Source organism: Scandinavium sp. (genome assembly GCF_051650185.1).
Taxonomy (GTDB): Bacteria; Pseudomonadota; Gammaproteobacteria; order Enterobacterales; family Enterobacteriaceae; genus Scandinavium.
Window position 1 is genome coordinate 1 of sequence record NZ_JBOFIN010000151.1, and the last position, 18,565, is coordinate 18,565.

The 18,565-nt window shown below is 54.3% G+C and carries 23 protein-coding genes and 1 pseudogene; all 24 read right to left on the reverse strand.

What is annotated here, in order from left to right; all coding sequences use genetic code 11:
* Window positions 1-283, reverse strand: a pseudogene (locus ACRCWW_RS21200) (hypothetical protein); the annotation flags it as partial.
* Window positions 267-617: a GPW/gp25 family protein gene (locus tag ACRCWW_RS21205; protein ID WP_438684171.1), complete on the reverse strand. Its 351-nt coding sequence runs from the start codon at window positions 615-617 to the stop codon at window positions 267-269. The gene ACRCWW_RS21205 and the pseudogene ACRCWW_RS21200, both read right to left, overlap by 17 nt.
* 14 nt (window positions 618-631) lie before the next feature.
* Window positions 632-1,759 carry a contractile injection system protein, VgrG/Pvc8 family gene (locus ACRCWW_RS21210; RefSeq protein ID WP_438684172.1) on the reverse strand — a complete coding sequence of 376 codons (1,128 nt, stop codon included), beginning with the start codon at window positions 1,757-1,759 and terminating at the stop codon, window positions 632-634.
* A gap of 1 nt (window position 1,760) precedes the next feature.
* On the reverse strand, window positions 1,761-1,970 hold the full coding sequence (locus ACRCWW_RS21215; protein ID WP_438684173.1) for a tail protein X: 210 nt from the start codon (window positions 1,968-1,970) through the stop codon (window positions 1,761-1,763).
* On the reverse strand, window positions 1,951-2,421 hold the full coding sequence (locus ACRCWW_RS21220) for a phage tail protein (protein ID WP_438684174.1): 471 nt from the start codon (window positions 2,419-2,421) through the stop codon (window positions 1,951-1,953). The genes ACRCWW_RS21215 and ACRCWW_RS21220 overlap by 20 nt, the downstream gene beginning before the upstream one ends.
* Window positions 2,418-4,109, reverse strand: a complete 1,692-nt coding sequence (locus ACRCWW_RS21225; protein ID WP_438684175.1) for a hypothetical protein — start codon at window positions 4,107-4,109, stop codon at window positions 2,418-2,420. The genes ACRCWW_RS21220 and ACRCWW_RS21225 overlap by 4 nt, the downstream gene beginning before the upstream one ends.
* A gap of 102 nt (window positions 4,110-4,211) precedes the next feature.
* Window positions 4,212-4,511: a phage tail assembly protein gene (locus ACRCWW_RS21230; protein ID WP_438684176.1), complete on the reverse strand. Its 300-nt coding sequence runs from the start codon at window positions 4,509-4,511 to the stop codon at window positions 4,212-4,214.
* 39 nt (window positions 4,512-4,550) lie between these two features.
* A complete protein-coding gene (locus ACRCWW_RS21235) occupies window positions 4,551-5,057 on the reverse strand; it encodes a phage major tail tube protein (RefSeq protein ID WP_438684177.1) in 507 nt (168 codons plus the stop codon).
* Entirely contained in the window at window positions 5,054-6,517 is a 1,464-nt protein-coding gene (locus tag ACRCWW_RS21240; RefSeq protein ID WP_438684178.1) for a phage tail sheath family protein, read from the reverse strand. Before ACRCWW_RS21240 ends, ACRCWW_RS21235 begins: the two co-directional genes overlap by 4 nt.
* 52 nt (window positions 6,518-6,569) lie before the next feature.
* A complete protein-coding gene (locus ACRCWW_RS21245; protein WP_438684179.1) occupies window positions 6,570-7,184 on the reverse strand; it encodes a phage baseplate assembly protein V in 615 nt (204 codons plus the stop codon).
* Complete coding sequence (locus ACRCWW_RS21250; RefSeq protein WP_438684180.1) at window positions 7,177-7,734, reverse strand: hypothetical protein; 558 nt, start codon at window positions 7,732-7,734, stop codon at window positions 7,177-7,179. The genes ACRCWW_RS21245 and ACRCWW_RS21250 overlap by 8 nt, the downstream gene beginning before the upstream one ends.
* Window positions 7,735-7,741: 7 nt before the next feature.
* Window positions 7,742-8,398: a hypothetical protein gene (locus tag ACRCWW_RS21255; RefSeq protein WP_438684181.1), complete on the reverse strand. Its 657-nt coding sequence runs from the start codon at window positions 8,396-8,398 to the stop codon at window positions 7,742-7,744.
* Window positions 8,399-8,402: 4 nt separating this feature from the next.
* Complete coding sequence (locus ACRCWW_RS21260; RefSeq protein WP_438684182.1) at window positions 8,403-8,759, reverse strand: head-tail joining protein; 357 nt, start codon at window positions 8,757-8,759, stop codon at window positions 8,403-8,405.
* Window positions 8,759-9,094 carry a DUF2190 family protein gene (locus ACRCWW_RS21265; RefSeq protein WP_438684183.1) on the reverse strand — a complete coding sequence of 112 codons (336 nt, stop codon included), beginning with the start codon at window positions 9,092-9,094 and terminating at the stop codon, window positions 8,759-8,761. Before ACRCWW_RS21265 ends, ACRCWW_RS21260 begins: the two co-directional genes overlap by 1 nt.
* 70 nt (window positions 9,095-9,164) lie before the next feature.
* A complete protein-coding gene (locus ACRCWW_RS21270; protein ID WP_438684184.1) occupies window positions 9,165-11,279 on the reverse strand; it encodes a ClpP-like prohead protease/major capsid protein fusion protein in 2,115 nt (704 codons plus the stop codon).
* Window positions 11,227-12,744: a phage portal protein gene (locus tag ACRCWW_RS21275; protein WP_438684185.1), complete on the reverse strand. Its 1,518-nt coding sequence runs from the start codon at window positions 12,742-12,744 to the stop codon at window positions 11,227-11,229. The genes ACRCWW_RS21270 and ACRCWW_RS21275 overlap by 53 nt, the downstream gene beginning before the upstream one ends.
* Before the next feature lie 8 nt (window positions 12,745-12,752).
* Window positions 12,753-12,944, reverse strand: coding sequence for a hypothetical protein (locus ACRCWW_RS21280; RefSeq protein ID WP_438684186.1), 192 nt, complete (start codon window positions 12,942-12,944; stop codon window positions 12,753-12,755).
* Window positions 12,945-12,964: 20 nt separating this feature from the next.
* The gene (locus ACRCWW_RS21285) at window positions 12,965-15,082 is read right to left on the reverse strand and encodes a phage terminase large subunit family protein (protein ID WP_438684187.1); all 2,118 of its coding nucleotides are present in this window, start codon (window positions 15,080-15,082) and stop codon (window positions 12,965-12,967) included.
* Window positions 15,082-15,618, reverse strand: coding sequence for a DUF1441 family protein (locus ACRCWW_RS21290; protein ID WP_438684188.1), 537 nt, complete (start codon window positions 15,616-15,618; stop codon window positions 15,082-15,084). Before ACRCWW_RS21290 ends, ACRCWW_RS21285 begins: the two co-directional genes overlap by 1 nt.
* A 244-nt stretch (window positions 15,619-15,862) precedes the next feature.
* Complete coding sequence (locus ACRCWW_RS21295) at window positions 15,863-16,159, reverse strand: DUF4406 domain-containing protein (protein ID WP_438684189.1); 297 nt, start codon at window positions 16,157-16,159, stop codon at window positions 15,863-15,865.
* Window positions 16,160-16,168: 9 nt separating this feature from the next.
* Entirely contained in the window at window positions 16,169-17,530 is a 1,362-nt protein-coding gene (locus ACRCWW_RS21300) for an SGNH/GDSL hydrolase family protein (RefSeq protein WP_438684190.1), read from the reverse strand.
* A complete protein-coding gene (locus ACRCWW_RS21305; protein WP_438684191.1) occupies window positions 17,517-17,831 on the reverse strand; it encodes a hypothetical protein in 315 nt (104 codons plus the stop codon). Before ACRCWW_RS21305 ends, ACRCWW_RS21300 begins: the two co-directional genes overlap by 14 nt.
* Complete coding sequence (locus tag ACRCWW_RS21310; RefSeq protein WP_438684192.1) at window positions 17,828-18,325, reverse strand: prophage tail fiber N-terminal domain-containing protein; 498 nt, start codon at window positions 18,323-18,325, stop codon at window positions 17,828-17,830. The genes ACRCWW_RS21305 and ACRCWW_RS21310 overlap by 4 nt, the downstream gene beginning before the upstream one ends.
* 133 nt (window positions 18,326-18,458) lie before the next feature.
* Window positions 18,459-18,565 (reverse strand): IS3 family transposase (locus ACRCWW_RS21315; RefSeq protein ID WP_438684193.1); only part of this gene is annotated, 107 nt, incomplete at its 5' end.

Here is an 18,565-nt window from a genome sequence, read left to right on the forward strand (position 1 = left end):
ACATGTGGAGAAGTGCAGTCCGGCGCGAATTATCTACGCCACAGATTTGAGAATCTAAGGTCAGGTACGGCGTCCGGACTGCAGGCAGAAAGAACTGGCCGGCTCTTTCTGCACGTGGGGGATAATACAAGGTCGGGTCTGATTCCACCAGCGCATCAAAATCAGGATCCAGCTCGCGAAGGCGTGTCAGCCAGGCTGAGAAAATATCGTCTGCATCCGGCACGATAATCGCATCAGGTACCGCGAGATCAGACAAATTGATTACGTCATAGCTGCTTGCCATAAACAGGAATGTCCTCGATTGTTATTGCCGCCCCGGTCTCCTTATTAACGCCATCAATAGCCACAACACAGCTACCGCCGACGTTGAAAGCCACGGTGACGCTGGTGAGTTTCAGACGGGGTTCCCATTTAGCGAGAGCAGAGGCTGTCGCCGCGATGATCCGCAACCGGGTAAGGTCGTCCTGTGGGTTGTCCACCAGATCAGGAATATCGCTGCCGTAATCCCGCACCAGCACGCGACTGCCTATCGGCGTGGTCAGAATGTCGATAATGGACTGGCGCAGATGTGCAGATCCCGACAGGCGCTTGCCCGTCTGGCGATTTACTCCATTCATGCTGTTTCCTGCTGTCAGATGGTGCCGTAGTAATCCGGCCTGGTCTTAGCCGTGCTGGATTTTTTGGCGGAGGATTTGCCGGATTTGGCTTTGATGTCGACGACCAGATTCCAGGTGAAACTTAAACCTGAGTCGGTCAGGCTATAAACGAGTGATTCTGTCAGCCATTGCCGGTCTTCACGCTCGCCGAAACCGGAGGTGACGATCGGGCACTCAGCAGTCAGCGGAATGTGCCAGGGACGGCAAGGCCCATTGAGCGTCATTTTTCGTTCGTTACGGTTTGCCTGTGTCTTCTTCGATTTAACGTGATGGTCTGCGGTCGCTTTATCAGGATGAACCCATGGAGAGAGCATTGTTGGCCCATCGTGATCAACCGAACTGGCGACCGTCCGACCGTCAGCTTCTGAATAGTAATTTGCGCCAATTTTACCGCTAGATTTCTGGCTGCCCGTCGCTGTCTTCCCGGTGGAATTCCCCCGACTTCCTTCACTGTATGACCAGGTAGAAAGCTCTTCCGGAGTAATGGTCACCGGCCCCGAAGATTTACCGCTGGAATTGACCGCTGCGCCCTGCTCCAGAAACAGCCAGTAGCCACCAGCAGGTTTGCTAACAGCGTTGTAAGCGCGAGCGAGGCGGGTCATGAGATTGGCATCCGACTCCGCCGACTGATCCAGATGGGTGATTTTGATATCCATCAGTGCAGCTGCAACCCGAGGGATAAGCCCATTATCACTGGCGACCGTTTTCACTATCTCGCCAATGGTCACATCATCCCAACTGCGGCTTTTATGGCCCAGCACATCTCCCTTCTGCTTTTCAGCATTCATCGGTGCGGCGGTGGCGTAGATTTCAATCTTGCGCGGCGGCCCGCTGCTGGAAACGCCGCTCACAACAAACCAGCCCTTGTCCACCAGGTTGCCGTTGAAGCCCAGCCCAAGCCGCAGGCGGGCACCTTTCGACGGAAGCGTCAGGGTTTCAGACAGCAGGGTTATTTTCAGTTCATCAGATTTTGCAGTTGCCCCGCCGTTATCGGTCAGCGTCAGCTCCTGCAGGCTTTGCTGTAGCGCCCGGGTGATGTCCTTCCCTTCTGCCACAACGCTAAAATCCGGTCTGTATTCCGGGGTTGTAGATGTCTCCGTCATGCTAGTCCCACAGCTGGAAAGGTGATTGCTCAATCACCGGAGGCAAATCAGGCAGGGTGATACTGATCCCCGCCGGGTAGATGTCCCCTTTTTCGGACAGCCCCTGGTTGGCCTCCAGCACCTGCGACACCATGGCGGATAAACCCGCGGTGCCGTACTGCGCAGCAACGATGGCATCAAGCACATCACCGTCACGGGTTTGATAAATCATCGGCATAGTATTTCAGCGTCATCGTCCAGTTTTTATTCCGCTGGCCGCCGCCGGGCAGAAAGCGGGTGGAGACGTCGGAAAAGTCCACCACCACCCACCAGCCCAGCACATCGCCAGCCCCGCTGACCAGTTGTTGCGGCGCAGCCTTCTCGCCGATATCGAACAGGTCATTCACCGAATCGACGCCATTTCGAAAGAAAGCATGCGACTGCCCCTCCAGCCGGACTGACCGGGCCGCCTTTCCGATGTACTGCAATAAATCCTGCTTGCCGATCCGCGCCTGCTCTGCCCAGCGCCATTGCGCCTCACGTGTCAGTTGCTGGTAGGCAGTGGTGTCGATGGAGAAGGCAAAATCACCCAGCATCATCATCACTTTTGCCGCCTGAGCACCCCGGGCAGCGCTGGCCTGCGCCTGCCCGCTGGATTCAATCAGAGGGATAATTTCACTCATTGGTCGCTCCAGAGGTCATACATGCTGCTGTCGCCGGTAAAGGCGGGGTTGCTCTTCGTCACATCCGCGACGGCATCCCCAATGGCGGTTGGATCCTGCCCGGGCGCACCGGATATCTCGAAGTGATACTCAAATTTTCGGTTGTCTGTCAGCTGACGTGAGCCCGCAGAACTGCCGAAATTAGAAGGATCCTGCGTGTACCGCTTCCAGGCTTCCGCGCCATCTCCCATGCCAGAGTCACCCGCTGGTTGCTGGTTTTTTTTGAGCGTGTCGTCAAATGAAAGCAGGCTGTTTTTGGTTTCCGGCCCCAGAAAATCATCCAGAGTTTTGTTGAAGGTATCGTTGTCGTCACTGAAATATCCGCGGGTATCGGCATAGGACTTTTTGATACTGGCAGCCGCGTCGGGATTTTCCCGCAGCAGCTTATCGAACCACTCTTCCTGACCGCTGTTTTTTGCCGTCATTCGGGCGATATCCGTCGACCCCGTCATAGCAAGCGACTTCAGTACGCCCCGACGGTCGTCACGTTCATCCGGTAACAGCCAGGACAGCTTTTTCGCCAGCGCATACACGATACGGCCGACATACACCACGCCATTTCCGAACGTCAGCACACCCGGGTAGAGGTCATTTCGCAAGAAGGTGGTGATGCGCTTGATGCCGCCGCCCTTGAACCAGTCGGCCAGGTCATCCGTCAGATTGCGAATATCCGGCGCCAGCTCGTTGCCCAGCTGCCCTGAGATTTCCGCCAGCGCAGAGCTGAATACCGTTTGCAGGTTCTGCACCGCCTGATTACCGGCGATTGCGCCGTCGGCACCCTCTTTCGTAACCATGTTGTAGCGCTGCTGCTCGGCGATCAGGTCCTTGTAGCTCTTGCCGGATTGCTTGATGAGCATCAGAAACTTACTGGCCTCACCGCCAAACAAAGAATCGAGGGCAAAGGAGGCTTTCGACTGATCTTTTAGGCTCAGCGCACGCTCAATAATTTTACTGAACTGGCCCAGATCGCTGAGCCCAGCCATATCACCGGCTTTAAATCCGAGAGTCTGAAACGCGTCCTGAAGCGCCCCCTGCTTCCCGGTCTGCTTATACTCACCTGACTTGTGGAGGTACTCCTCGAACAGATCTCCGATGTTCTCGCCGTTGATGCCAAACTGCTTTGCCAGGGTGTCCCAGTTGTTGAACGTTGGCACATCAACGCCATAGCTCTTGGCAATCCCCGCACGCTCAGCGGTTTCTGCATTACGTGCAGCTGGCAGGATAAGCGTACCTAGTGCGGAAGCGACCACCCCGCCGCCGCCAATCGCAAGACCGGGAGCAGCCATACCTGCAATACCACCAGCAAATCCAGCCGCGCGCCGGAACAGTCCTTTGCCAACACCTTTGAAGGATTCAAGTTTCTGCGCTTTTGCAAGCTGTCCGTTAAGGCGCTTCTGCTCCTTCTCTGTGCGCTGGATCTCCCTGGTAACATCGCTGTACTGGCGGCTCAGCTCTTTGACACTGTTCCCGGCCATCTTTGTCTTTTTAATCTCCGCCGCCAGCTTTGACTGGTCACGGATAAGTTTTTGCGACTCTTTATCGACATCCTTCAGGCTTTTCTCCACATCCTTTGTGGAGCGTTTCCACGAGCTGTCAACACCACCCGCAAAAGTGATTGTGGCTTTAAGGTTTTGACTTGTTGCGCCCACGCTCTTCGTCCTCCCTTTCCTGATCAATCAGGGCGATAAAAGAATCCAGCGGCATCGCCAGATAATCCGCCATCGAGAAATGTAGTCGCCTGCCAAGCAGCCTTACTGCTCTGAGGATGTCGTCTTCGGTCGTTTCTCTGGCGGCAGCATAAAAACGTTGAAGGTGTCCGTCAGCTGCGCATAGTCAGCGGCGGTAAGCAGCCAGATTTCCTGCTCAGACAGATTGCAGAGCAGTGCGATCATTCGTGCCTCTTTCTCCTCTTCATTGCCACGATCTTTCGAATGGGCAATACGGTCGCGCACCAGCGGCTCACGCATGGTGACCTGCTCCATCAAACCGCCATTGTCCAGCGGAACAGGGGAATACAGTTTGATAACTCGGGTTTCAGCCGGGAAGCTCATGTTTTTCTCCATATAAGAAACGGCCCGAAGGCCGTGAAATCAAAGGCGCACTTTCGCCGCCAGGCCAGACAACACATCAACGCCATTGATTCGACGAGAAAAGCGCTCAGTGTCGATAGCGACCGTTTCAATGCCGTTGATAACCTGACGGTAGTAGTTGATGGCGATATCCACCGTGATGGCATTTTCAGACAGCGTACTGTTACCGCGAGCATCTGGCGTCACCGTCGAAACAAAGCCCTCGATCTCCTCTGACGTGTCAAGCTCAGTATTATTGCCAGTAAAGCCCTGATAGGCGGTAAAGCGCGGGCGGCTGCCGCTAACAAAGCCAAAGCTCGCCAACATATCGATATCAATACCGTAGAATTTAATCTGGCAGGTCAGCGCTTCCATGCCGTCATCAACAGGTGTAGGCGCATCCTGCGCACCGGTGCGCATATCGGTTTTTGTGATGGTCAGTACAGGCGGCGTATATTCATGCGCGCCCTGGATGCGGATCCCGTTACGGAAGAACGTCCAGACCCTGAGTTTCGTTTTTCCACTCATGCTGCGTTAAGCTCCTCTAAGGCATAGTTATTGTTCACGCGGACGCGCAGGGAGATGAGTTCAGTCGGGGATTTCGGTCCGAAGTCATAGTTGATATACAGCACGCCAGAGGCCAGCGACTCGGCGGTATTCAGCTCTTCGTCAAGCCAGGCTTTACCACCGAAGATTGCCCCCAGCCCGTGCAGCTGGCGCATATAGGCATTGATGGTATTGATGATGTCGTCGGCATTCGACTTATCCAGCGGCCTGTCCACATATTCCAGCATCGTCTCCTGAATGCTGTCTTCGATGACGTCTGCCGTGCGGCGTACAGCCTCAAAGCGGAACTGCGGATCGGTCGAGCAAAGGCGGTTACCCCAGTGCTTAAACCCTGCCCGGCGGATAATGGTGGACACGTTCTGCATGTTGAGCAGGTTCGCGTCACAGTTTTCCTCGCCCAGAATAAACTCGTCAATTTGCTCGACGCCGAGGATGTTGTAAATCTCCTGGTTGGACTTACTCCACCACCAGCCTTTCTCGTAGTCGATGCGAGCGCGCAGTCCGGCCGCCGCTGCCGAATAAGGGCGGTAAACCAGTTGGCCATCGCTGTTGCTCACCTGCACGCGCGGGCGGAGGATTTCAGTACGCGCGCCGTACATTTGGCGGCGCTGTACAACCTCTTGCAGCGTTGCGCCGGGCGCGCAATCTACATAGTTAACTGCCCGTAATTTCCCGGCCTGTGTTTCCAGCGCCTTCCCAACAGCATCATCTTCGCTGAAGCCCGTCGCAATCAGGATGCGCGGCTGGTAGGTTGTTACAGACTTGCTCTTTGACAGGGCGCCAATACCAGTAAGGATGGCCGCCCGCTGGTCTTCCACCACATCCTTTTTTTCCACTCGGACAACGATTGACAGTGCATTACGCTGATCGTTGATTTCCCCCAGAGCTTGCTGCAGCGTGCCAGCAGCACCCAGTTTCGACCAGAGCGTACTGCCAACGACGGCTACAGGAGTGTTGAGTGGAAACGGTTCATCTTCACCGCCGCTCAACTGTTCGTTGAATGGACTCACCAGCCCTGCACCATCACCGTCAACGATCACTGAAGCATCAGAAATATCGCTGACCGCGATCACCACATCTTCAGCAGTCGCCGTCAGCGTACCTGTGTCATCACAACCCAGCGTAATTGTCAGGGTCAGCCCATCCTGAACTGCAAAAGTATCAACGGCAGCGGGAGCCTGTTCATCAGGAACACCTGCAACTGCCACAACATTCAGAGTGTTTCCGTCTCGCCCTGGCAGTTTTGCCGTGAAGGTCAGGACATTATCGAGGATTGGCGTGCCAACAGTCAGCGCCGCAGCTGTTCCGTTCGAGGCATCAGGAGCAGTACCTACCAGACCGATAACGGCGGTCTGAATCGTCTGCACAGCGACAGAGCCGGAAATCAGCTCGATCGTTTCCACACCATGTAAATTAGCCATTCATTTTCTCCAGGCGTAAAAAAACCTGCCGGAGCAGGTCGATTTGTTGATGTCACATTTGTTGGTTCGGTTTTTCGGTTTGCCCGTCATGGTCGTTGTGGTTGTGGCCGTTATACGTCACGCGGATCGCACTCATTTTCCCACCGGCATCCGAAATCTCCATCGTTGAGGTAATGTTTGCCTTCACGAGAAGATCAGCATTCATGGTTGTCTTACCCTTAACTGTCAGGGTTTCCGTGATTTCTACCGGGCCATCAAGTGTGCCTTTCCCGACGATTTTATAGGTGCCGTCGCCCGCCAGCGTAATCGTCAGGGCGTGCGCCTTCCGGTCATAGCGGATCTCCGTGCCGTCGCCATAGCGGGTGATGTGCTCGCTGTCGCTTCCCTCCGGGACGGGCATTGCGCCGGTGTTCCAGCCAGGAAAGACACGGCCGTTATTCAGTTCACCACCTTCCGAGAGCACCGTCACCGGGTCGCCCACCGCGCTGGGATTTGAGTCAGAGCGGTTTTGACCAGAGAAGTACTGGCATAACGGGAGCCAGCCTGTGACTATCTCACCAAGTGCAACCCGGCACTTCGGGATTTTCCCGGCCTGGACGGAATGGATAACGCCACGGCGGACAATGTTTGCCAGGCGACGCTGCAGATCGCCAACCGCATCACTCATCAGACTTTGCCTCATAAATCAGGGTGTAATCGTCAACGTGCTTTTTACCGATATTCGGCGCTTCGCCCAGCCATACCTCACGCAATGGAGCACCAGCAGGTGCAAACGGATCAGCACCAAAGGCAGCGGCCTGGGTGAAGCTCACCCGCCAGACCAGATAATCATCCATGCGGGGATCAAAGTCGTCTTTCTCGGCGGTCGTAAAAACGGCAGGCTCAATCTGTGACAGGCCGAAGTTCTGACCGTCTACCCATTGTGTTAAATCAGCAGCGGCGGCACGCAGATAAATATCTGGCTTACTGATGGTTTGCGAAGCAGAGTCCACAACCACAAAGAAATCACACTCAAGTTCAACATTTAGCTGCCCCTCATTTCCCTCCTGGCTCCCCCAGTTATTCAGCGTGAAATACACTGCCGGAGTCACAAGGCCGGAAAATCGCGGGCAGTTTTTTTCAGGGTAAGTGTCGGCATCCAGCACCCATGGCAACTGGGCTTTGACGGAAGAAATGACGGCTGCATGATATTCAGCCAGGCTTAGCGGCTCTGCCATGGTTCACCTATACAGAGATTCTGGCCTTCACCCGGCCACGGATATCAGTTTCAAAGTGATGCATGAAAATATCGAGAGCATCGGCAAACGCGTTATCCTCAATGTAATTCAGCATCGGCTCATAAATATCAACTTCGGCCTCGTGAGTACGCCGCGTTTCCTGGTCGCGAATGACCACCGTTTTGCGCCCATCCCGCCTGGAGCGGGCAACCTCTCCGTTGGTATACATTTCGGTTGCCAGCAAAGAGCCTTTTGGGTCGAAACCAGCCTCCTTAGCCTTGCGGCTGGCTGCAATGTAGCGCCCGGTCTTACTGTCCCTGCGGTCATGATGAGGACGAACACGGCCTATCACCTTGCCTTTCAGATCCTTCACTTTGATGGCGTTGAGTCCGAACCATAGCCGGAACTCATCGAGCTGCGAGCCACGCCGCACCCGGAACGCTAACAGACGCTTGCGAACCATTGCGGTGCTACGTGGAGCAATGCCGTCTTTCAGGTCTGCCATTGCCCGCTTGCGAAGTGTTGCCGCAGTGCGCTGCAGGGCTCTCGAATAGGCTGAGCGAAACTGCTTTTGAGTGGCGCCAATACCCTCGGCTATTCGCCACACGGCACCGATATCAATATCAACCGGCAAATCACGACGTATGCGGGATGCTCTTGCCACTGTTTCAGCTCCAGTTATCAATTGCCGGGGCGACACGGCCGGCTTCGCCATAGCCCAGCGTGACGCGCGTTCGGCCTTCTTCATCAGTGCCAACGTGTGTCACCCGGTACATCACACCATTGATTTGCACACTGCACTGCTTATCCAACCCCGACAGGTCAGCAGTCATTGCGCTGAATGCCGGCGAATGATCCTGAATCTCACCACCGCCAGGGACTGAAACCGGTGTATCAGGTGCTTCAAAGATGACTGTTACCGGGCGACTTTCCGCGCCGATTAGCAACAATGCGGGAGACTCTTCGGCAAAAGCCCGATTAATCCGGGCCTCTGCTTTATCCAGCCTTTGCCGGAAGCGGTTCATCAGCCCCCCAGACGGACCGGAAGCTCGGCTTCGTTCGCTTCTGCTGGGGCCCATGCATAGCCCGCCAGGGCATTTACACCATCCGGATCGGCAACCTGCGTTGTCACCACACCATCGACCAGGAAGACTTTATCTCCCTGTTCAATAGCAATTGCACCTTTAAGCAGATTGAAAACCCCAACGGTATGCAGCACACCCGTTTCCCCTACGGGAATATCATCATGAGCCACACCAACCATACGCCCGACCGCAACCGCATCACCTGACTTAATCAGCGCAGTGGTTTCGTTCAGGTAGTCCATCGTGCGACCGTCTTCAATTAAGTTCGTTGCCATGTTATTGCTCCTGATAAGCAGGCAGCCGCGCTGCCCGCAGAGATAAAAAAACCACCTGAGAAGGTGGCTGTTAAGCTGCTTTGACTTTGACCAGTCCGCGCCAGTCTAGCGGCGCTACCCCGGCATCAATACGCACCTTGAAAGCTGCACCGTCGATGGTGAAGCCCTGCTGCTGCTCAAGGTAAGGCGCATCAACGCCATCCAGGTATGCCACTTCAATGGTGTCACGCCCCTGTGCGGCAGCCAGGTAGTAATCAGTCGCACTGCTGTCGTCCAGGCGCGCTTCAGAAATCACCGTGGCGAAGTTCTGCAGCGGGTTACTGATACCACTGTTAGCATCGGCACCTGGCACGCTGGCTGATTTGATCAGCTGATTGGCGCGGGATTCGATAGCAACAGGGGTCAGCATAAATGCAGGCCGGATGTTCAGGCGGCGCTCGCCAGATTTCTGCAACAGCATTGCCTGGCGACCCTTATCCAGGCCTTCAATAGAAAGGTCTGCAGTCACCAGGTTGCCGTGATCCGCATGGAACAACGCTTTCCCGTCGGACATTTTCGGATTGCTGGTCAACACGGCCCATACCAAATCACCAACGGTTGAACGCGCTGCCAGCCCCATAGCCTGCGGGATGCTGGTCAGCATGGACAGGTCATCATTGATAATGGTCTGGCGGTCGATGCTGAACAACTCGCCGTAGGTCGCCAGCGCAATCTGCTCGCCGCGGTCTTTCAACGTCACGTACTTATATTCAGCCCCGGCACGAACCTGACGCAGAGACTGGAAGCTTTCAAGCCCGACGCGATGAGAAACCTTGAAGTCGGTCAACGTGCCTTTGCGGGTCCACTGGTCGAAGGTTTCACCTGCATTCTCCCAGCCCTGCAGCGCAGCCTTATGAGCCACATCCATCAGGATATTGCCAAAGTCGCTGCTGCTGTGGGTAAATGCCAGACCCACCATCGCCATCGGTGCGGAATGACCGGAGATCCCGATACCGCGATCCACCAGCGAGGCGCGCGCCATTTCACGCAGCGTATAGCCGTTGTAGGCGTTGTCCTTCTCCGCGTCAGCGTAGCCTGCGCGGCTCATGATAGAAGCGCGGATTGAGTCGCCCACCAGATTGCCGTTACCCGCATGGATGTGATAACCACCATGACTCGCGCAAGGCGTTGTTCCTTCTGCGAGCGCCTTCAGCAATTTCTCCTTGGCGGAATCCACGCTACAGCTGGCATCCATGAGACATTCAGCTTTCAACGATGCATAAGCAGGAAAGGCTTCAAATGCATTATTGATACCCTGACTGCGAGCTGCATTTTTAGTTTGCTGGATAGCATCCAGCTGAATGGCAAGCGCACTGATATCTTCCTGCGACATCATGCCAGGTTTGCTGACCGGGGCCTTATTATCCAGAACGACATCTGGCTTTTCTGGGGCGGGTTTCTTTGCGTCATCCGGAAGATTTGTTGCAGATGCACGCGGAGTGATTAACGTTCTGAGTTGTTCCGGCATATTGTAAAAGTCCTTAAGTCGGTTTTCGTTCACACAGGCCGCGGCCTGCAATTCAGGTTCAAGTACATCAGCGAATCCATTTTCGATTGCCTCTGTACCATTCATCCAGGTTTCCGCTTTCAGCATAGCCTCAAGCGCTTCACGTCCCAGTCCTGTTTTTTTCATGTAGGCGCTGAGCAGTAGTTCTTCGTTTCGATCCATCAGGTCTGCGTATTTACGCATCTCGTCCGCATCACCAAAAATCCCCCCCCATGGCTTATGCACCATCACCCAGGCATTTTCCGGGATGTGTACTGTGGCACCGGGTAGGCAGATGATCACAGAGGCCATGCTCGCAGCCAGACCATCCACCCAGATATCAATCTTCGCTTTGAGGCGGGAAAGCGTGTTAAAGATGGCAAATCCCTGCATCACATCCCCGCCTGGACTGTGAACGTGCAAATCAATGGTGCTGGCATCGAAAACGCCTGCATCACGGCAGTCCCGCACGAAGTCCTGTGCAGTGATCCCCCAGCCGCCGATTTCGTCGTACAGGTAGATCTCTGCGTGGCTGTTTGCTGCCGCGCGTATTTCGTACCAGTTTTTGTCGCTGGCACTGGCCTCACCCGACAGGCTGGCTCTGGGGTTAATCATCATTCTTTGATGATTTGGTGTTATCAGGCTCATTGTTTGTTGCATCAGGAGTGGCTCCTTTATCGTTGGCGGCATCAGAATCAAACACCAGACCATGCTCTTTGTTGTATTCGGTTTCACGGATGCGCTGGCGCTTCACCTCCTGCGGAGACTTACCACGGGCGCGGGTCCACTCTGCTTCTGTTCCGGCACCACCGCGAACAATGGCTTTCCAGGCAGCGGCTTCTTTCACCGGGTCAATCCACGGCATCACTGGGCCAAGATAGAGCGCGTTGTAGAGAGACGTTCTGTCAACCTCTGGTGGAATAGAGATGTTATTGAGAGCCATCGCCAGCCAGCTACGATAGACCGGGCGACTGTGCTGCCCCACAAACCACTGTTGGAGGACGTTGTAGCCTTCGAAACTCTCGACCAGTTCCTGCCGCTGTGAGCTATACGTTCCGTTGTAATCCCGCGCGATGCTGGAATAGCTTCCGCGCGTGCCTGCGGCAACCGCCCTCATCTGACCGTTGCGGAATTCATAGAGATGAACATTCGGGCGGTTTGACTCAACCATCCCTAAATCCTCGCCGGGCTTGAGATCGTCATAAATCATGCCGGGCGCAATATCGTAATGGCGCGAGTTCCCCGGCTCAGAGTATTCGGCTTCACCATCAAGTGACGCAGCATCACCGCGTTTGATGTAGAAACCGAGTGCTGCCGAAATACGCGCGGCCACACGCTCGCTTTCTTCGTAGTCTTTGATGTCGGCCAGGCGGGGGATCACACCATGCAACAAACTAATGCCGCGCAGCTGATGCAGGCGCTTTCGCATAGCAAGGTGCAGCATATTGTCAGCGCCAATCGTTTTCAGGTCGGTGCTGAATCCTGACAGGCTTGCGGGATGGTTTTTGTAAACCTTGTAACCTGTTGGCCTCCCCCAGGCATTGACGATAATGCCCTGCCTCACCTGCTGGCCTGCCGTACTGTTCAGGTTCATCGGCACAAAATCTGCCTCCAGCATTTCCAGCGAAAACGGTACGCTGGTTGAGTGCTGCAACCCTGCCACCGGTCCACGAATCAACTGGGTGAATACCTCACCATCACGCAGCGCCGAACGCAGCAGGAGTCGCTCTGCTTCCGGGCGGGTAAACATGCCGGTGACTTCTGGCCTGATTGACCACTCCGCCCACAGTGCCGAAAGCTGTCCGGCAAAGTCAGCATGCAGATTCCCTTCCAGATCCAGCGGCTGCGGTTCAACATGGATGCCATGTGCACCGATAACCCGGTCTTCAAGTTTATCCAGCAGACCAATCACCAGATCGTGGTTTTCGTCCAGCCAGCGCCCCTGCTCACGAAGGGAGGTGCCCGCAGCAAAAACAGCGGTATCTGCCGAGCGGCCTTCGCGCCTGGTCTTTTGGGTCCGGGAGGGTAACGCCGCGTCATAAGCCTGAAGCTTTAATCGGTTTTTGGCGCGCGCTGCTGCCCACCCAGGCGACACGACGCCAAGTGTTTTTTCAATAAATCCCATAGGAAGCCTTACGGAAAGTTAGCGAGTTTGTACGGGCCGCCGCGACCGGAAAGCCTGCGCCAGCGCTTTTCCCAGTATTCCAGTTCAGCTCGCAGTGCTGCCGGGTCATGGTTGGTAATGGCACGGCCATTTACGCCAGTAAAAGAAACGCTTTTGCCGTCAAGTGAGTCAGCATAAGCCTGACGCACCGTGACGAGCATGTTTAACACCTCATCTTTTGTCACAACCAACCTCCACTTCCGGCTGAGCCCATCCATCCACCCGACGCTGAGCCACCTTGCTCGGCTTTATTTGTTGATCCCTTACGGGCGGGTTTTGGTTTCACTTCTGCTTTCTCCCGGGGTTGCTCCCCTTCAAAGATGTTGCTGTTACAGTCCTGAGACTGTGCCCACTCCGGCGGATTCTCCCAGTCACGGATCTTCTCGTAGCCGCGCAGGCTGGCAATGACCTGGGCATAACAGAAAAGGTCAAACGCCTCGTTATTGCCTTTACCGGGTTTTCGCCATTTGCCGTCCACGCCACGCTCTTCGTAGGTAAGTTCGTCGTAGAACCACTCACCCAGCCAGTCGGGGAAATGGATATAGCCCGCCCCCGGTATTTCACGCGACAGGTTATTGCTGAGCTGATCCTTGAGGGTGTCGGTTTGCAGGAGGTAGACAGGGACTTCACCACGCGCATCGGCTCGACGGTCACCACGCCCGCTGTTATCAGGGTGTATTTTGGTAATGGTTTTCTGGCGCTTGGCACTGTCGCCTTTGATGAGATAAACCCGCTTACCGATCCCGTCACGACGACACTGGCGCCAGAATTTATAGGCGTTATCAGTCACCCCTTCTTCACCACCGCTGTCGACAGCCATCGCCATGACAGGCATTCGCCTTTCCGGATCACTCTGCAGGCGGTAGCTTTTCTCCAGCACATCGGAGACCAGCAGTTGCCAGTCTTCAGGGTAGGCGCCAGGGTGAATCGGCTGAGTCTCGCCATTTTCATCACAGCGCAATGACTGGCGGATGTTATAGCGGTCCACCAGCCAGCGCTCGCCGTTCTCGCCGTAGCCGATGATCTGCACAACGAAGCGACGATTTTTACCGGCCTGCACATCAACCGCAGCCAGTAAAAAGCGCACTTTTGGAGGTACCAGCCGCTTGCCGTAATCTTCCGCCCGCGCCATCAGCACATCGGAACGACGCTGTTCCGTTGCTGAGCGTGGCAGATATGGCAGACCCCAGTCTGTATTGATAACGGTTTTGAGAGTTTCCTCGCCGCCTGTCGCCTCGTATTCCTGTTCAGCCGTCAGCAACTTATAAACCAGTTGCGACCAGCTCTGATATGCCGCAGCCGGTCCCTCCATCCAGAATGATGCAATTCTTGATCGGCGTGGCTCGCCAGTGATGCTGCCATCAGCTGAAATGCTCTGCCCTTCGCGCAACCAGACCCCTCTCCCATTTAACTCACGCTTCATGTTTGGGGTAATAGCATGGTTGCAGTGCGGGCACAGGACGTGCGCCGCCTCACTCGCCGTCAGCGGATCAGCGTCATCGCGATAGCCGGTCATCGCCTCCATTGACGGCTGGAAATATTCACCGCAATCAGGGCATGGCCAGTACCAGCGACGGCGATCGCCGCGGTTATACAAAGAAAGAATACCGGTGGTCGGCGGCGCTTCGTGCGGAGTTTTACGGCGCCATTTGCTGTCACGAATATCACGACCTGGCGAACTCTCCACCAGCGTCATCCCAGCTGACATGAAAGTGGTTGTTCGCTTTGAAGCCAGGGAGTAACCGTCACCTTCGCCGTCAATATCTTCAGGAAAGCGATCGTAATCCGTTAAGGCAACAAACCGATAATCAGACGATGACATAATATTGACTGACGGCCAGCCAATTTTTAGAAATGATCCATCCCTGAATGTTTTGTCATGAACGTTATTATCGTTGCGTCGCGGGCTCATTCTTTTCTTTACCGCAGCGCTGCTTCTGAAGGTTCTGTCAAGACGCTTCTTCGAGTGCTCCCTGGCCTTGTCCTCGGTCATTTGCACCACAAGCATATCGGAGGGATCACACACGATACTGTATACAATCCAGCCGTCGATTAAGCCGATGGTTTTCCCGGTTCGCGCGGGGCCAACAAAAATAACAGCGTCATACTCGCGCGAGGAAAGGCAATTCATCGGCTCAGTGATGTAAGGTGTCAGATCTGGGTCCCATGGTACGGAGTTACCTGCGCCCTTCGGGACGCGCATGAATTTTTTAACAGCCTCCGAAATTGGCATACGACGGGGCGGAGAAAATCCGGTGGAGATATCCCTGCCAATATTCCGGGCTGATGAAAAACCCATTATTCCTCCTCGATGATATCTCCTTCACCTTCCTGCGTTAATTCCACCGCGCACGCTTCATATGACTTTTCCTGAATGGTGTAGCGCAAATCGTCAATCGATTTCTGAACCGTGCTGACAGCCTGCGGTGTTAGTGCGCAGTCGCGCTCAAGAATATCCGGGATAGTTTCAAGCACCTGAACTACGGCCTTTCGCATGGAAGAATAAACAACGACAACTTCATCAATAGGGATCAGCTTTCGCTGTTCTTTTTCCAGCTTGATCCTCTCATTTTCAGACTGGAACCAGTCCTTTCTTTCCTTTGGTTCCATCGTTGACGGGTCATGCAGTGAGTTCGAAGCCTCCGGTTTGGAACCAAACAATGCCGGGCCAACATGCTGCAATGCATATACTGGATTGCCACGAACCGTGCCAGCCACCGGCGCATTTGCAGCGAGGAGTCTTTTTTTAACGGTGTCCCGATGCATCCCAAAGGCTTCGGCAATTTTAAAAATGCTCCAGTGATACGCATCACCGATACCGCTTACATTTGACATGGTCACCTCTGACTGGCAGGCGATCACCAATCTTATTTTTTGATTTCAATTAATTACAAACTGGTCTAATGACAGGGGGAAGGAAAGAGTGTGCAGTCGAAATCAGAGATAAATATTTATAATCAATAGATTACCAGACATGCTGCCGCCAGCATGAAAATGCAAAAACTAGCCGTTTTCCGCGTGTCCTCGCCCCCTCGGTGTTCAATATTGCCAGGAGTACCTTTTCAAATGCGATTCATTACTATTTGATGTCATTAACATTGCCGCACACTGTGGCAGCAAGGTTGTATTGCGTCAGATAATCAATGAACACCTGCGTTTTGTCGTGATAGTTGCCAGTTTCAACAGCAATTGCATCTGACGCACGCAGGAAAGCAAAGCAGATGTCCATCTTCTCACCGAGATCAAAGTCATCAGGGAGTAGCAATGGACTGAAAACGATGTGCCCCTGGCTCTTGAGTTTCTTCTGAACCTTTACGAATGCCAAAATATCCTCGCTGGTCACTTCACTGACCTTTCCATCAACAAACACTTTCATGCCATTCACCTAGATAAGCTTTGAAATTACTTTCGCCTGCCGGATGCCAAGAAACGCATGCCCAGCATCGGTTGGGTGGGTGTTGTCCGACCCGGTATACATCTGCTTGTTGTACTGGTTCACCCAGTCGTCAATATCGACGTAGGGAATATCAAGTTCCGCGCAGAGATCCATTTCAGCCTGCCGAATAGCTGTGATTACAGATACTTTCCCGAGCGGTGTAGCCGGACCAATGTTGACTATCTGCGCCAGCGGACACAGTTCGCGCACTTTTGCCACTGATGCACGGAAATTAACCTTCAACGCTTCAATGTGCCCAGCATTGGCGTCGTTGTAGCCCATCATGAAAAACACAAAGTTCGGCTGGTGAGTGATGCTTCCCAGTTTCATTTCCACACGTTGTTGAGGAATGCGCCCATCCTGTATTGATGTCCAGCCAGCGCCGGATATGCCATCCGCCAGGCCAATCGCGCCCAGCGCATCGCACATGATCCGGAAATAGTTGAATGAGCCCTGCGTTGCCCCGATGCCGACGGTGTACGAGTCACCCATGATCCAGATTATTGGCCTGTGGTTCTCGTCAGGTGTCCATATGCTGTACTGCAACTCGGTGTTGATACCACCGAACCCTGTGTTGATGCCGCACAATCGATATTCCCGGATGTCTGCGACCCCACCCCAGTCCACTGAGTAGATGTAAGGTGAGCCGCTGGTATCAGTTTTTATGGCCTCACTGGATATGCGCTGACCGTTAACGAACAAATCACCCTGGTAGTTGCCACCAACCAGACGCAACTCAAGATAAGGCGCGTCACTGGTCCAACTGATGCAGCATTGCGTCCCATTCTGCACGCCGTTACCGCGATAGCCGGGTGTGTTGTCTTTAACGTCATACCCGAGGTAATCAAATGCAGTGTCGTCGTGTCTGGCGGTTGTTTTCCCGTTGTAGATTGCCGATGCAATACCGGCATTCCAGCTCAGGTTAAGAGTGGCCCCTGTGCCATTGGGGCTGCTTGTCTGCACGGGGTTTGTTGGGGTTTCGGTGTAGATACCCGGCAACTGGACCGCCAGCGCGGTAACAGCACCATTTTCATCAACACTGAGCACGCGAACTTTTCCGCTCGCTACAGCCGTGCCGCCTATCAGGTCCAGGTTGTCTCCTACGGAATAACCACTCCCACCGCTGACAATAGACGCCCCAGAAAGACCAGTGCCTTTTGATAGCTGAAAGGCTGGCGGGTTGTCCATTACCGGGATCGGCGTAGTGCGAACCAGCGACAGGCGCTGTACACGGGAAAACCAGGATGGAAAATCACGCTGGTCAGTCGAACCTGTTTCCCGGCTTCGAGTGGTCGGGTTACGAATCGACATAGTGATACCTCACCGCCGTAAACGCCACGGCTGAAGTTGCAAAGACAGATACAGCGTTTGTGGCAACCAAATCAGCGCTACCGCCAGGCTCCAGAATGATGCTACCGGGCATCTGACCGGCTTCACCACCTGTCAAATTCACGTACAGAAAATCCGCGGCGCTCACGTTCTGAATTACCCCTGATACAGCCGCGCTATCTGTGGGCATTACTTCCAGGCTTTCACCGGGCGTGCTCGTGCCGCTATAGTCTGTCGCAATCAGCGGCGCACTATAGGCCATTGAAGGGAATTTTGCTGTCATTGGGTATCGTCCACCATAGCAAGCCAGTAGCGTCGTTCACCGGCATACAAATAGAGCGTCGGTGCGCCCTTCTCATTGTCTTCCAGTACCAGATAGAAACCGGATGCAGTGTTCGGTACGTCGCCTTCCGTTTGAACACGAGTTGCAGGATTACCCTGTAGCGCCTTCATCTGGAAGTACATTTCCTCCATACCAGCAATAACCGCCGGCACAGGTGGGACACCTGTCAAAAGGTAATCATTGAGAGTGCCGTCTGGACCATCTGGAGCAACGTAAATAAAGCCAAGTACGTCTTTCCGCCAGCCCCTCAACGCTGTAACGCAATACTTTCCCCAACTGAGATCGATGCTATAGAAACCCTGCTCGTCGGTGAGCACTTCGGGGTTTTCGTTGATAAATGAATGCGAGGTGTTTTCCAGAAGCTGAAAGCGGATCGTTACACCGGGCTCACTACTTCCATCAGGCCTGTTAAAAACTCCGGATATTACGGTCATAAATATATTCCAATGGAAATAGCAAACATTATCGAGCACTATCAGATAGGGGTCATTACGGGTTATGTCGCGCCTTTTTGCCCTGAACGGGCACAGGGCTGATTGATCCTACCCACGTAATGTGGACACAGCCCTAAGCGAGATTCTGGTTTTCGAATTGTTCCGGGCTGAGACCGCCGCACGCACTGTGGCGACGCCAGCGATTGTAATCACACTCGATATAATTAAACACTGTCGCCC

Excerpts from the sequence above, each read along its gene's own strand:
- ACRCWW_RS21205 (WP_438684171.1), bottom strand. The coding sequence starts at position 617 with ATGAATGGAGTAAATCGCCAGACGGGCAAGCGCCTGTCGGGATCTGCA.
- ACRCWW_RS21210 (WP_438684172.1), bottom strand. The coding sequence starts at position 1,759 with ATGACGGAGACATCTACAACCCCGGAATACAGACCGGATTTTAGCGTT.
- ACRCWW_RS21215 (WP_438684173.1), bottom strand. The coding sequence starts at position 1,970 with ATGATTTATCAAACCCGTGACGGTGATGTGCTTGATGCCATCGTTGCT.
- ACRCWW_RS21220 (WP_438684174.1), bottom strand. The coding sequence starts at position 2,421 with ATGAGTGAAATTATCCCTCTGATTGAATCCAGCGGGCAGGCGCAGGCC.
- ACRCWW_RS21230 (WP_438684176.1), bottom strand. The coding sequence starts at position 4,511 with ATGAGCTTCCCGGCTGAAACCCGAGTTATCAAACTGTATTCCCCTGTT.
- ACRCWW_RS21235 (WP_438684177.1), bottom strand. The coding sequence starts at position 5,057 with ATGAGTGGAAAAACGAAACTCAGGGTCTGGACGTTCTTCCGTAACGGG.
- ACRCWW_RS21240 (WP_438684178.1), bottom strand. The coding sequence starts at position 6,517 with ATGGCTAATTTACATGGTGTGGAAACGATCGAGCTGATTTCCGGCTCT.
- ACRCWW_RS21245 (WP_438684179.1), bottom strand. The coding sequence starts at position 7,184 with ATGAGTGATGCGGTTGGCGATCTGCAGCGTCGCCTGGCAAACATTGTC.
- ACRCWW_RS21250 (WP_438684180.1), bottom strand. The coding sequence starts at position 7,734 with ATGGCAGAGCCGCTAAGCCTGGCTGAATATCATGCAGCCGTCATTTCT.
- ACRCWW_RS21260 (WP_438684182.1), bottom strand. The coding sequence starts at position 8,759 with ATGAACCGCTTCCGGCAAAGGCTGGATAAAGCAGAGGCCCGGATTAAT.
- ACRCWW_RS21265 (WP_438684183.1), bottom strand. The coding sequence starts at position 9,094 with ATGGCAACGAACTTAATTGAAGACGGTCGCACGATGGACTACCTGAAC.
- ACRCWW_RS21270 (WP_438684184.1), bottom strand. The coding sequence starts at position 11,279 with ATGCAACAAACAATGAGCCTGATAACACCAAATCATCAAAGAATGATG.
- ACRCWW_RS21275 (WP_438684185.1), bottom strand. The coding sequence starts at position 12,744 with ATGGGATTTATTGAAAAAACACTTGGCGTCGTGTCGCCTGGGTGGGCA.
- ACRCWW_RS21280 (WP_438684186.1), bottom strand. The coding sequence starts at position 12,944 with ATGCTCGTCACGGTGCGTCAGGCTTATGCTGACTCACTTGACGGCAAA.
- ACRCWW_RS21285 (WP_438684187.1), bottom strand. The coding sequence starts at position 15,082 with ATGGGTTTTTCATCAGCCCGGAATATTGGCAGGGATATCTCCACCGGA.
- ACRCWW_RS21290 (WP_438684188.1), bottom strand. The coding sequence starts at position 15,618 with ATGTCAAATGTAAGCGGTATCGGTGATGCGTATCACTGGAGCATTTTT.
- ACRCWW_RS21295 (WP_438684189.1), bottom strand. The coding sequence starts at position 16,159 with ATGAAAGTGTTTGTTGATGGAAAGGTCAGTGAAGTGACCAGCGAGGAT.
- ACRCWW_RS21300 (WP_438684190.1), bottom strand. The coding sequence starts at position 17,530 with ATGTCGATTCGTAACCCGACCACTCGAAGCCGGGAAACAGGTTCGACT.
- ACRCWW_RS21305 (WP_438684191.1), bottom strand. The coding sequence starts at position 17,831 with ATGACAGCAAAATTCCCTTCAATGGCCTATAGTGCGCCGCTGATTGCG.
- ACRCWW_RS21310 (WP_438684192.1), bottom strand. The coding sequence starts at position 18,325 with ATGACCGTAATATCCGGAGTTTTTAACAGGCCTGATGGAAGTAGTGAG.